Raw genomic sequence first — 13,967 nt, 5'->3', positions numbered from 1 at the left:
ATAAAGAATGTAATAAGTAATACTTAACTATAGAGATGACTAAAATATTAGCAAATATAAAAGGTGATAGAGTGATCTGGGCAGTAGCTGCCTTGTTGGCATTATTCTCTTTTTTACCTGTGTATAGTGCTAGTAGTAATTTGGCATATCTCTATGGCGACGGAGATACTTTCATTTTTTTAATAAAGCATTTTGCACACCTTGTGCTAGGTTTTTTGATTATGTATGGAGTTCATAAAATTCCACATCATTATTTCAAAGGCCTTTCTATTATTATGATTCCTGTCGTTTTAATATTATTATTAATCACGATGGCTCAAAACACAACTATTGGTGGAGCAAATGCAAGTAGATGGATTCGAGTACCATTTGTAGGCGTAACATTTCAAACATCAACGCTGGCAGCGGTGGTATTAATGGCATATGTGGCAAGATATCTTTCAAAAATTAAAAATGAAGCAGTATCGTTTAAAGAGACATTGCTTCCGTTGTGGTTACCCGTATTTTTAATTTTAATGTTGATCTTACCCGCAAACTTTTCAACTGCTGCGATCATATTTTCAACTGTAATAATGTTAGTTTTTCTTGGTGGATATCCACTAAAGTATATTTCAGTGATCCTAGGTACAGGTTTTATTGTGTTGGTTTTCTTTGTTCTTTTTGCAAAAGCATTTCCAGGAATGTTCCCAAATAGAGTTGATACTTGGGTAAGCAGGATAGAAAATTTCACTGATAATAAGGATACTCAAGAAGATTATCAGATAGAAAGAGCAAAAATAGCAATAGCAAGAGGAGGAGTTATTGGTACTGGACCAGGAAAAAGTGTTCAAAGAAATTTTTTACCACAATCATCATCAGATTTTATATATGCAATCATTATCGAAGAATGGGGTTTTGTGGGAGGTGTTTTTTTAATGTTGCTGTATCTGTTGTTATTGTTTAGACTAGTTATTGTAGCGCATAAGAGTACAGATATTTTTGGCAAATTATTAGTTATGGGAGTTGGTCTACCCATAGTGTTTCAAGCATTAATTAATATGGCTGTAGCAGTAGAGTTATTTCCTGTTACAGGACAAACACTTCCGCTTATAAGTAGTGGGGGTACATCCATTTGGATGACATGTCTTGCTATTGGGATTGTTTTAAGTGTGAGTAGTAAAAGAGATGTGGCGGCGGTAAAAGAAGAACAAGAAAAAGAGAAAGAAGAAAATCCATTAGAGGTTTTGCAAGAAATATATGAGTAAACTAAAAGTCATATTATCCGGCGGAGGAACAGGAGGACATATCTATCCTGCGATTGCTATTGCAAATGAGTTAAGTAGTAGATATCCTGAGGTTTCTATTTTATTTGTGGGTGCTAAGGATCGTATGGAGATGCAAAAAGTACCGCAAGCAGGATATGAAATTATTGGACTATGGATTAGTGGTATTCAAAGAAAACTAACACTGAGCAATTTGTTGTTTCCGATTAAGCTATTAAGCAGTTTATGGAAGTCAAAAAGAGTGATCAAGAAATTTAAACCAGATGTGGTTATTGGTACAGGTGGGTTTGCTAGTGGACCGTTATTAAAAGTAGCAAATGCTAAAAGTATACCAACACTTATCCAAGAGCAAAACTCTTTTCCAGGAATTACAAATAAATGGTTGTCAAAAGGAGCTGATAAAATATGCGTTGCTTATGATAACATGAATAGATTTTTCCCTGAAGGCAAGATTGTAAAAACGGGTAATCCCGTGCGTCAGGATTTGCTAACAATAGAAGGGAAAAAAGAAGAAGGATTGCTGAAATATAATCTTGATGCTCAAAAGAAAACAATTTTAGTTTTGGGTGGTAGTCTTGGAGCTAGAAGAGTAAATCAACTTATCGAAAAAGAATTAGATTTTTTTCAAAAAAATGATGTACAGGTATTGTGGCAATGTGGTAAACTGTATTTCGAAGAATACAAAAAGTACAACAGTCAAAATCAAATCCAAGTACATCAATTTTTGGACACAATGGATTTAGCATATGCTGCTGCAGATGTTATTATTTCTAGAGCTGGAGCAAGTTCTGTTTCAGAATTGTGCATTGTAGGAAAACCAGTATTGTTTATTCCTTCTCCTAATGTGGCAGAAGATCATCAAACTAAAAATGCAAAAGCTATCGTTGATCAAGGTGGAGCAAGGATGCTAAAAGAAAGTGAACTAGATGAACAGTTTCAGGATGTACTATCAGAAGTTTTAGTGTCTAAAACGATACAAGAAGAGCTTTCAGGAAAAATTAAGACGTTGGCATTGCCAAATGCAACTTCAGATATTGTTGATGAAATCGAAGAAATATTAAAAAAGTAAACGCACTAAGGTGTAAAAAGTATAAATGAGTAAAGGGTTAGAGAACATAAAGAATATTTATTTTATTGGTATAGGAGGTATCGGTATGAGTGCGCTTGCTCGATATTTTAAATTTCTTGGTAAGAATGTAGCTGGTTATGATAAGACATCAACTCAAATAACCACTGATTTAAGCGAATTAGGGATTGATATTCATTTTAATGATAGTGTAGATGAGATACCAGAAATATTTTTTGATACAGAAAATACATTAATTATATATACTCCTGCAATACCAAAAGATCATACAGAACTCATTTATGTTCAAAGTAATGGGTTTTTGATAAAAAAGCGCGCCGAGGTTTTAGGAATAATCACTAAAGGAGTATATACTTTAGCTGTTGCGGGAACCCATGGAAAAACAACAACAACAGCAATTTTAGGGCATTTACTTAAAGAGAGTGGTGCAAAAGTAACTGCTTTTCTTGGGGGAATAAGTGAAAATTATAATTCTAATCTTATTTTAGAAGGTAATGATGTTGTGGTAGTTGAGGCCGATGAATTTGATAGATCATTTTTACAATTGTACCCTGATATTGCAGCAGTAACTTCTATGGATGCTGATCACTTGGATATTTATGAAGAAGCTAATGCACTTGAAAACTCTTTTCGAGAATTTGCATCTAGAGCAAAAGATCATCTTTTAATATGTAATGGACTTCCGATTAACGGTACCACATATGGTATCGAAGATAATTCTGATTATAGTGCTCAAAATATAAGAATAGATAATGGCACCTATATTTTTGATCTAAAAACACCAGATCAATATATCAATGACTTGCATTTAAACCTGCCAGGTAAACACAACTTGTTAAATGCTATTACAGCCTTTGCTATAGCGATGCTATTCGGCTCCCCGACCACATCCCTAGCAAAGGCTTTATTTACTTTTAAAGGAGTTAAAAGACGTTTTACCTATCAGATCAAAACAGATCAATTGGTATATGTAGATGATTATGCACATCATCCAACAGAGATTAATGCATTACATCAGGCAGTCAGAGAAATGCATCCTAATAAAAAGGTTGTGGCAGTTTTTCAACCACATTTATATAGTAGAACAAGAGACTTTGCTAAAGACTTTGCTTCAAGTCTAAGTCAGTTTGATCATGTGTTGCTTTTGGATATTTATCCGGCAAGAGAACTGCCTATTTCAGGAATTACATCAAAATGGTTATTAGATATGATAACTATAGATCATAAAAAATTAGTAACAAAAGAAAAATTAATTGATGAAATTAGAAAAAGTGATGCTCAGGTAGTTTTAACTATCGGAGCCGGTGACATAGGAGAAGAAGTTAATGATATAAAAGAAGCATTAATGATATGAATAAGATGTTGACATATTTAAAATATTGTAGCCTTATTGTTTTGGTCATTATTCTTTTTGCTTTTACAAGTAAAAGAAATAAGGAACGAAAGATTAATGAAGTTCTAATCGAATTCGTAGAAGAACAAGATCCTTATGTAAATGAACTCACGGTTAATAAATTGTTAATACAAAATCCGGAGAAGGTGACAAACGTGGGAAAAGAAATTTTAGTTTTGAATACTGTAGAGAAAAAGTTAGACGCACATGAGATGATTGAGTATTCTGACGTGTACTTGACTGTAAATGGGGAACTTAGGGCTAAAATTAAACAACGCACTCCGATTGCAAGAGTTAATGCGGTCACTCCTTTTTATGTAGATGTAACAGGAAATACGATGCCACTGTCCGAAAGTTATTCGGCACATGTGCCTTTAGTGCATAATGTTTCGGAACGAGAAGTAACCGAGGTTTTTCCATTATTGAAAAAAATTCGGGAAGACGAGTTTTTAAAAAAGCATGTTGTTGGTGTTTATTTAAACATGAAAAAACAATACGAATTAGAATTACGCGTATACTCTTTTAGAGTAATTGTTGGGGGAATAGAAGATTTAAATAGTAAGATTAAAAATTTTAAAGCTTTTTACCAAAAAGCTTTAAAAGATAAAAGTCTCGAAAAGTATAAACAAGTCAGTTTGCAATTTAGTAATCAAGTGGTATGTACCATAAAATAATACCAATATGGAACGAGAAGTAAATGAAATAGCGGTAGGATTAGACATAGGAACAACTAAGATAGTTGCCATGGTCGGAAAGTACAATGAATATGGTAAGATGGAGGTCCTTGGAGTTGGTAAATCCAAAAGTTTAGGGGTACATCGAGGTGTGGTTAATAATATAACGCAAACCATTCAATCCATTCAGCAAGCTGTACAAGAAGCAGAGAGCGTTTCAGGAGTAAAAATTAAAGATGTAACTGTTGGTATCGCAGGTCAACATATTCGTAGCTTACAACATAGCGATTATATCACCAGATCAAATCCTGATGCGGTAATTGATGATAATGATATTGATAAGTTATGCAATCAGGTACACAAATTGGTGATGTTGCCAGGAGAAGAAATTCTTCATGTACTACCTCAAGAATATAAAGTAGATGGGCAAGCCGAAATAAAGGAACCTATAGGAATGTATGGGGGCCGACTAGAAGCCAATTTTCATGTTGTCGTTGGGCAAGTAACTTCGATCCGTAATATCGGTAGATGTGTGAAGAGTTCAGGATTAGAATTATCAGATGTTACATTAGAACCTTTGGCTTCGGCAAATGCGGTATTGAGTCAGGAAGAAAAAGAAGCTGGTGTAGCACTTATCGATATAGGTGGTGGTACAACTGATTTAGCAATTTTTAAAGATGGTATTATTCGTCATACAGCAGTAATCCCATTTGGAGGAAATGTAATTACCGAAGATATTAAAGAAGGTTGTTCGATTATAGAGAAACAGGCAGAGTTATTGAAAATTAAATTTGGATCTGCTTGGCCTGGAGAAAATAAAGATAATGAGATTGTTTCGATCCCTGGATTAAGAGGAAGAGAGCCAAAAGAGATTACATTAAAAAACCTTTCTAAAATAATTCACGCACGTGTAGTTGAAATTATAGAACAAGTGTTTTTAGAAATCAAGAACTATGGGCATGAGTCACCTAAGAAAAAATTAATTGCAGGTGTGGTTTTAACAGGAGGTGGATCTCAATTAAAACATCTTAAGCAATTAGCAGAATATATTACAGGTATGGATACCAGAATAGGATACCCTAATGAGCATCTTGCCGGTAATAGTGATTCAGAAACTACAAGTCCGATGTATGCTACAGCAGTTGGACTAGTAATGGATAGCCTCGTGTACATTCAGAAACAAAAAAAGACCGCTAAAAATGAGGTGGTAGAAAATGTACAAATAAAAGAACCTGTCGAAACAGCGACAGAGGAAACAGTTGTAGAAGAAAATACGACACCTAGAGTTGATCTTAAACCAAGAAAAAATATTCTAGAAAAGTGGACCGAGAAATTTAAAGAATTTCTTGATAACGCAGAATAGGATCGAACGTTAAGAAATCATCCTGAGGATGATTTTAGTGAGAGGCCAGCGTTGAGGGGTTGGCAGGTTAAGAAATCATCCTGAGGATGATTTTAGTGAGAGGCCAGCGTTGAGGGGTTGGTAATAAAGAAATTATTCTAGAACGATAATAGAATAATGCATAGTGAAAGCGGATAAGAATGTTCATGTTTTGAGCAATGAAAATATAAAAAAAATAGTAGGAGAACCAGAAAATTAGCAATTATGAGTAACAACGAAGAGTTTGAAAACATCTCATTTGATTTACCTAAAAATCAATCTAATACCATTAAAGTAATTGGTGTAGGTGGAGGTGGTAGCAATGCCATCAATCACATGTTCCAGCAGGGGATCAAAGGAGTGGATTTTGTGATATGCAATACAGATGCCCAGGCGTTAGAAAATAGTCCTATCCCAAACAAAATCCAATTAGGTGTTTCGTTAACAGAAGGATTAGGAGCAGGAGCAAACCCTGAAGTAGGAGAACAGTCTGCTTTAGAGAGTTATGAGGAAATAAAAAGAATGCTGGACACGAATACCAAAATGATTTTTATTACCGCAGGAATGGGAGGAGGAACCGGTACTGGTGCAGCTCCGATTATTGCCAAGATGGCTAGAGAATTGGATATTCTTACTGTTGGAATTGTTACTATTCCATTCCAATTTGAAGGAAAAATGCGTAATGAACAAGCTCATTTAGGAGTAGAGCGATTACGTGCGCATGTGGATTCTTTAATTGTTATAAATAATAATAAACTTAGAGAAGTTTATGGTAATTTAGGGTTTAAAGCTGGTTTCTCTAAAGCCGATGAAGTATTAGCTACTGCGTCTCGTGGTATTGCAGAAGTTATTACACATCATTATACACAAAATATTGATTTACGTGATGCTAAGACGGTACTTAGTAATAGTGGTACGGCAATTATGGGGTCTGCTAATGCCTCAGGTAATAAACGTGCTCATGATGCTATTGTAAAAGCATTAGATTCTCCGTTATTGAATGATAATAAGATTGCAGGAGCAAAGAATGTGTTATTACTTATCGTATCGGGTAAAGAAGAAATTACTATCGACGAAATCGGTGAGATTAATGACCATATACAACAAGAAGCAGGTCATGGTGCTAATATTATCATGGGTGTTGGTGAAGATGAATCATTAGAAGAGGCAATTTCTGTAACTATTATTGCAACAGGATTTAATGTAGAACAACAGGATGAGATTGTAAATACCGAAACAAAGAAGATCATCCATACTCTAGAAGATGAACAAAGAGCAGCTGTGCAGGACTTAACACCTAAGTCTACCGGAAATGCTACTCCAATTTTATCTCCATTACCTAAAAAAGAAGAGGTAGAAGAACCAAAAATAATAAAACATGAATTGGTTGAGGATGAAGAAGATGAGGATAATCTATTGTTGCCAACAACAGATTTGCTGAAAAACATTGATGTAAGTTATGAAGTTGTTGATGCTTTTTCTTCGGATAATGATTTTGTGATTATTAATGCACAAGATATTATTAAAGAAATAGAAGTTAACGATGCTAAAGAAGTAGCGTTAGAAGATAGCACTAAAGAAAAAGAAGATCAATTTGCATTGGCATTTGATATGCCTGTAACTGGAAATGAAGAAACGACATTTAAAGAACCTAATGTTTCAGAAAATGTTGTTGAGCAAAAAGAAGAAGATGAGCAGCCTATAGTATTTGATTTAAGTGATGATATTCTTGATATGGAAGTTAATGAACCTATAGAGGTTGTACCTGTAGGTGAAGCTATTGCAGATGGTGGGCGTAAATATAGTCTTGAAGACTATATGGAAGAAGAAAAGAGACTTACAGATGCTAAGCCAACTGAAGTGGTAGAAGTAGTAGATGAAACAGTAGCTTTCGAAAAGAAAACAGTTGCTCCTGCTCCCGAAACGGAAACATCAGAAGAAATAGATCCAATGAATCAACCTATTTCTGAAACACTAAAAGCAAGAGCGGCAGAACGTCGTGAGAAAATGAAAGAATTTAACTATAAATTCAGGAATAGTGCAAACAAAATTGATGATATAGAAAAAGAACCGGCATATAAAAGAGCTGGTATCGATGTAGATGCAAAACCTGAAGATTCAGGATTGTCAAGAACATCATTAGGAACCGATAGTAATGATGATATTCAATTAAGAAAAAACAACTCTTTTCTTCATGATAATGTAGATTAACTTCAGTTTTATTTTAGATTCGGTTTTGTCTTTTTAGATATCGACTAGAATCAATAAAAAAGTTATAGATAACCGATAATCTCACTATAGATTATCGGTTTATTTTTTATATTCGCAATCCACAAGATTAAAATTTATCATCATGAGTTTAGAGCAAAAGGTAATGACCGCAATGAAAGAAGCTATGAAAGCTAAAGATACGAATGCATTAACATCATTACGTGCTGTAAAATCGGCTATTTTATTGGCTAAAACAGAAAGTGGAGTTAAAGAAGAACTTTCTGAAGAACAAGAATTAAAATTATTACAAAAACAAGTTAAGCAACGTAAATATAGTGCAGCTATTTTTACAGAGCAAGGGCGTAATGATTTAGCAGAGCCAGAATTGGCACAAGCTAAGGTGATAGAACAGTTTTTACCTGAACAATTAAGTGAAGAAGAAATAGAAAAAGTGATAGTAGATATTATTGCTAAGACCGGAGCAGAAGGGATGAAGGATATGGGCAAAGTAATGGGGATGGCTAATAGTGCATTAACGGGTAAAGCAGATGGCAAGACGATTTCTACAATAGTAAAAAGTAAATTATCATAAGTATTTGATATACCGGCCGTGTGGCGCAACTGAATAGCGCATCAGATTTCGGCTCTGAGGGTTGGGGGTTTGAATCCCTCCACGGTCACATCAAGCACAAAACCTGCAATGAAATTGCAGGTTTTGTTATTTGGAAAAGATTGAAGCCAAAAGCTTCAAATCTTTGAAGAATAATAAAAACTGTAAAGCGATAGCTTTGCTAGTTTTGTATTTGCAGTAGTGAGCATAATGGGATCAGTGATAGTTAATTCCTCCACGGTCACAAATGAGACAATTTTTACCAAAGCTAGACAATTTTGTCTGGCTTTTTTGTTGGATATATAAATATAATATTAATTTTTTGGGTAACATTTATAACCGCTGAAACATAAACTTTTATAATGGCAACAAAAAATGCCTAATTTAATTTCTGAAATAACGAAATTTTATGATTGATCTTTTAAAATTCAAGTAGTTTAAAATATCAATACCAACTCAAACAAAGCCTCGATTGTTTTTAAATGTTCGAGTTATAAATAACTAAATAATTATGTTATACAAAATTTTAGAAAACGTAAAAGCATTTTAAAATTAATAATTACAAGAATATATATTAAAAAATATGAAGCAAATAATCTATTTTATTATAAGTCTATTGTCCATTAATAGTATAAAATGCCAAGATTTATTTCTTGAAGATATCAATGGAGATAAAAAAGCTGATATTCTATCTGTTTTTACAGAAAACAGAAAAGATTTTAAAATCAAACAGTTCTATTCTGGACACAAAACTTACAAATTTGATTATTTAAATGAATTCGACTTTACAGCTGGTGACATTTTTGAAAATTATACAGTTGCAGATATTGATGGAAATGGTAGATCAAATTTCATAGCTTTTGCAGATAGTAATGATGATAAAAACATATGGTATTATACCATAGAAGCTAATGAAATTAAATATTTGGGACATACATTGTTACCCAATTATGCCGGAACTAAGCAATATTTTGCTGATATCGATGGAGATTCCTTACATGAACTCATTCTGGTTAAAGATGAAGGTTCTTTTAAACATATTAATACTTTTAAATACAATGGTTCTGATTTCATTCAAATAGATGCTTTTGCAACTACCGGAAATCCCAAAGAAGAACATTTTGCAGATATTACTGGGGATGGTAAAGATGATTTAATATTATCTCAAGATTATGGAAATGATAAACGTATTTGGACATTCAAATCAAAGGGCTCAACATTTGAATACCTTAAATATACCCTCCTAGCTTCTGATGCCGGAAAAGAGGTTCATTTTGTAAATTCAAATTCTGAAGAAGATAATCGTCTTGATCTTGCCCTAAGCGGAAATACAACTGAAGGTAAAAAAATCTGGATGTTTTTATCCGACGGAGAAAGATTTCATTATGAAATTACCACAACTCTAACTGATGGTACTAACAGAAAACTATTGTTTGGTGATCTCGATGGTACTAACAAAGATGATCTTATTGCTACCAATAACACTCAAGATATTTGGAGTTATCAAAATGAAGGTAATGTATTCACATATAAATTACATTCTCCCTTAAACTTTAGAGGTACTATCCCTTTAAACAGAATTGTAGATTGGAACAATGCTGGATATAGAGGTGGAGAGTCGGTTCCAAATTCTTTTAACCATTTTGTTCAAATGCCCCCACCAAGTGATAACCCAGAAACAAATTATGCGAATTTTGAAACAAAGTTAAGCGAAGCAGTTGCATTAAAAACAACCTTTCCGAACGAACATATTGTCATTCAATTTCAAGCAGGATCATATCAGTTACCTTTTAATCAACAAATAGTTTTGGATTATAAAAATGATAACCATTCTTGGATTGTAATTCAAGGTCAAGGTATTAAATCTGAAAATCACCTGAATGGAAAATATACAGAGCTTGTTTTTAATATTGATCCTGAATATTCGAAATATGCAAATCATTTCATAAATATTAGAGGTTTAAAAAAATCCCCTAATGGCCCAGGAGAAATACCACCAATTGTTATAGATTATAAAAGGGAGGCTAATGAAATTACTCTTGACAAACCATCTAGTATTCCCGACGGGGAAAAACATTTAATGGAAATATTATTCACCAATGGAAAATGGCATGAACAACCAAATGTAGATTCGGACTCAATCCAGCCAAATGAATATACAGGTCTAATTTCTTCTGTTATTCCAGTATCCAATACAACCTATAAGCTTAAAAAAGATTTTAGTCTTGCATGGGAAAAGTTTAAAGATCAAACCAATGCTGCAAAAGTCTATTATTTCACTGCTGTAGAAGAAATTGGCATAGCCGACCTTTCTCTTAGATACAGTGATAATTTTGAAAATTCAATCAAAAAAACTAAAGCTTCTGCAATTATCTCTATTAACAATGCCCGAAATTGCTGGGTGGATAACGTTGAAATAGAAAAAGTATATTCTAGTGGTATTGAGATTGGAGAGTCTGAGTTTATCGAAGTTAGAAATAGTTATTTACATGAGGCATATGGATATGGTGGAGGAGGTCGTGCTTATGGCGTTTCTGTGAGCTCAAGAAGTATACATTGTAAGGTTGAAAACAATGTTTTTAGAAAGTTACGCCATGCAATGATAGCACAGGACGGTTCAAATAATAATGTTTTTGGTTATAACTATTCTAGAGAACAAACAGATACAGAAGATCGATTCTATTGTCATGCTCTTGGGGATTTGAACTTGCATGGAACTTATCCTTATGCTAATCTTTTTGAAGGTAATAGTATCGATCGAATATTTGCCGATCATCATTGGGGTCCAAATGGTTCGTATAATACATTTTTTAGAAACCATATTAACGATACCCAAATCAATAATTGTGATCATGAAAGCAATTTAATGATAAAAGCAATGCTATATCCTAATATTCTTGGAAATGAACAAGCAGAAATACGCTTAATAGAATATACAGAAGGAAATATTCCTGAAACAGTCGAAAATACTAAGTTCCAAATGTATCAACAAGAATATAAAATTTATGATCAAAATACTATAATAAAAGAATATAAATACCTCCCAGATACATCATATTACCTAGATGAAATACCAACTTTTTTTAATGATTATATAAATAGTACGGTTTCATGGCCCGCTATTGGACCTCCAGTTTTGGAAGAAAGTTTACTTCAAAACATCCCTGCTAGAGAAAGGTGGTTTACAACATTGCAAAATAAAAGCAACTTAAAAAGTAACTTTACTACAGATAAAATAACTTTAAAAAAAGATATCGTTATATATCCTAATCCTTCAGAAAATGGGTTCTTAACTTTAAAAATGATTGATCAATATAAATCTTGTGATATAAAAATATATTCAGTGGATGGCCAATTAGTATTTAAGAAAGATACTTTGGACTTATATAATAATAATAATAATAAAAGTATGGATATTGATGTTTCGAACTTGACAAGAGGTGTTTATCTAGTATCTGTGATTTTGACGGACAAAATAATAACAGAAAAAATAATAGTTAAATGATAAAAAAACTTAAAATATTTTATTTAAAAACAATGTCAGCAAGCAATCAGTAAGGTTTGATGCCCTTTTGAGTATTCTGAAATTTCTTCTAAACATTTTATGAAAAAGTTTGAACCGTGATTCATTGGGGTCACATCAAGCACAAAACCTGTAAAGCGATAGCTTTGCTAGTTTTGTATTTGCAGTAGTGAGTGTAATGGGATCAATGCTAGTTAATACCCTCTTTGGTTATAATGAGACAAAATTTACCGAACCGAGACAATATTGTCTCGGTTTTTTGTTGGATACTATTACATTTATACTTCAAGTGTATAGTTACCTTAGTACATATATATCCTTGTTATCAGCAAAGCTTATAGAAATGAATGAGGGTAGCTTAATTCACGATTCTGAAATTTTAGAATCTCTTTTTTTTGAACAATTCCCTTGTCCACATTGATGGCTTCCTTAATTGTGTTGCTATTCATCCAGACATCTCTTCCTCCCAAAACATCTTCTAAATGAACAATCAATGCCGCAGAAATTGATCGAGTTGCACTCTCCCATAAAAAACTTGGTGTATGATCTACCGCATAGTAATCAACTCCTTCAACAGAAAACATTGGATTTTTAAACGTGGTGGGTTTTGCAAAATAGAATCCCATGCCTTCATCACAGCTAACATCGATGATTAGACTGCCTTTTTTGAAACATGATTTTTCATTTTCAGTCACAAAATCAATCGGGTCGTTAGGATCTTGAAAAGTCCCGTTTACTATAATCTCAGACTCATTAATTAACTCGGATAAGGGTCTCACAGTTCCATCATGTTCAATGGCTAACATTCTCGCTTCCCCTTCTTTTCCTTTTTTAATGCGAACATAATGAACATCTAATACTTCTTCTCTGACTTCATGGTCTGGCCTTTGAATACAAATCGTTATGTCTCTAAACCCGTGAGCCTTTAAGGCATATATCGCTCCTCTGCTAACAGCTCCAAAACTGAAGATGATTACCTTTCGTTGATTGCCATAATGACCATCAATTCCACGTAATTGCATTGCATGTAACACTGCGCAATAACCAGCCATTTCGTTATTTTTATAGAAAGTATGACGCCCACGAATACCAGTAGGTGACCATACAAACATATCTTCGAAAGCAATCAATGTTAATTTTCGATTAATGGCACATTGAGTAATTTCTGTCTGTTGAGCGCAATGTGGGTATCCCCAAATAACACCTCCTTCCTTCAGTTCTTGTAAATCCGATAACACGGGTTTAGCTATAATGACAGAACCAATTTCAGACAGCAGATCACTTCTTGTAGCAGTTCCTCCTGATTGAGATTCGATTTCCTTATCGCTTATATTAAATGGTTTGCCATACCCCTTCTCAAAAATTAAATTCTTTCTTACATCGAACGGAAGCCTAAGTAAGTGCTCAGGGTGAATAGGCAATCTTCGTTCGTCTTCTTTTTTAGAAGTGCCTATAACTCCAAAATTCTTCATAATACATTAGTGCCTTAATTGGACTGCTTATCAAAATAACAAGCTGTGATTCCAGAGATGTGAATTCTTGGGAATATTAGAATTGGTGACATCGTACATCAAATGAATCACCAAGATTCAATTAAAGGGAGAGTTCGTTAAACGAAGAATATAAAATTGAAAGATTCCAAATGGAAAGGTAACACTTTAATATCTATGCAACGGACTGATCGAAATAAAGCTGATAACATAATGTATAAGTAATAGCTCGTTTCTGCTATCCGAAAAGTCAGAGCATTTTAATATCTTTCACCTAAATAGTTTCTATGGTGGGTTTTACACGCTACTACTCATACATGGGGCGTTATTTTTTAT

At 33.6% G+C, this 13,967-nt stretch carries 9 protein-coding genes and 1 tRNA gene; 9 read left to right on the top strand and 1 reads right to left on the bottom strand.

Going from position 1 to position 13,967, the window contains the following annotated elements; translation table 11 throughout:
- Nucleotides 1-35: 35 nt before the first annotated feature.
- The 9 genes from D1816_RS11530 to D1816_RS11490 all read left to right on the top strand — a co-directional run bounded on the left by D1816_RS11530 (nucleotide 36) and on the right by D1816_RS11490 (nucleotide 12,123).
- On the top strand, nucleotides 36-1,244 hold the full coding sequence (locus D1816_RS11530) for an FtsW/RodA/SpoVE family cell cycle protein (RefSeq protein ID WP_066316690.1): 1,209 nt from the start codon (nucleotides 36-38) through the stop codon (nucleotides 1,242-1,244).
- Nucleotides 1,237-2,331: an undecaprenyldiphospho-muramoylpentapeptide beta-N-acetylglucosaminyltransferase gene (murG, locus tag D1816_RS11525; protein WP_118503020.1), complete on the top strand. Its 1,095-nt coding sequence runs from the start codon at nucleotides 1,237-1,239 to the stop codon at nucleotides 2,329-2,331. Before D1816_RS11530 ends, murG begins: the two co-directional genes overlap by 8 nt.
- A gap of 25 nt (nucleotides 2,332-2,356) precedes the next feature.
- Nucleotides 2,357-3,703 (top strand): UDP-N-acetylmuramate--L-alanine ligase, encoded by a 1,347-nt coding sequence (murC, locus tag D1816_RS11520; RefSeq protein WP_118503017.1) that lies wholly within the window; start codon nucleotides 2,357-2,359, stop codon nucleotides 3,701-3,703.
- Nucleotides 3,700-4,416 (top strand): cell division protein FtsQ/DivIB, encoded by a 717-nt coding sequence (locus D1816_RS11515; RefSeq protein ID WP_066316680.1) that lies wholly within the window; start codon nucleotides 3,700-3,702, stop codon nucleotides 4,414-4,416. The genes murC and D1816_RS11515 overlap by 4 nt, the downstream gene beginning before the upstream one ends.
- Before the next feature lie 7 nt (nucleotides 4,417-4,423).
- Nucleotides 4,424-5,779 (top strand): cell division protein FtsA, encoded by a 1,356-nt coding sequence (gene ftsA / locus D1816_RS11510; RefSeq protein WP_118503015.1) that lies wholly within the window; start codon nucleotides 4,424-4,426, stop codon nucleotides 5,777-5,779.
- Between the two features lie 243 nt (nucleotides 5,780-6,022).
- The gene (ftsZ, locus tag D1816_RS11505) at nucleotides 6,023-8,008 is read left to right on the top strand and encodes a cell division protein FtsZ (protein WP_118503013.1); all 1,986 of its coding nucleotides are present in this window, start codon (nucleotides 6,023-6,025) and stop codon (nucleotides 8,006-8,008) included.
- A 142-nt stretch (nucleotides 8,009-8,150) separates the two neighbouring features.
- Entirely contained in the window at nucleotides 8,151-8,600 is a 450-nt protein-coding gene (locus D1816_RS11500) for a GatB/YqeY domain-containing protein (RefSeq protein WP_118503011.1), read from the top strand.
- Between the two features lie 14 nt (nucleotides 8,601-8,614).
- Nucleotides 8,615-8,688 (top strand) — tRNA-Arg (locus tag D1816_RS11495).
- A gap of 513 nt (nucleotides 8,689-9,201) precedes the next feature.
- Nucleotides 9,202-12,123, top strand: coding sequence for a T9SS type A sorting domain-containing protein (locus tag D1816_RS11490; RefSeq protein ID WP_118503009.1), 2,922 nt, complete (start codon nucleotides 9,202-9,204; stop codon nucleotides 12,121-12,123).
- Between the two features lie 353 nt (nucleotides 12,124-12,476).
- On the opposite strand, the gene D1816_RS11485 is transcribed toward D1816_RS11490, so the two are convergent.
- Nucleotides 12,477-13,613: a N(5)-(carboxyethyl)ornithine synthase gene (locus tag D1816_RS11485; protein ID WP_118503007.1), complete on the bottom strand. Its 1,137-nt coding sequence runs from the start codon at nucleotides 13,611-13,613 to the stop codon at nucleotides 12,477-12,479.
- Nucleotides 13,614-13,967 lie beyond the last annotated feature (354 nt).

It is taken from the genome of Aquimarina sp. AD10 (genome assembly GCF_003443715.1).
Taxonomy (GTDB): Bacteria; Bacteroidota; Bacteroidia; order Flavobacteriales; family Flavobacteriaceae; genus Aquimarina; species Aquimarina aggregata.
The sequence above is the reverse complement of the archived record's forward strand: the minus strand, read 5'-3'. Positions and strand labels throughout refer to the sequence as shown.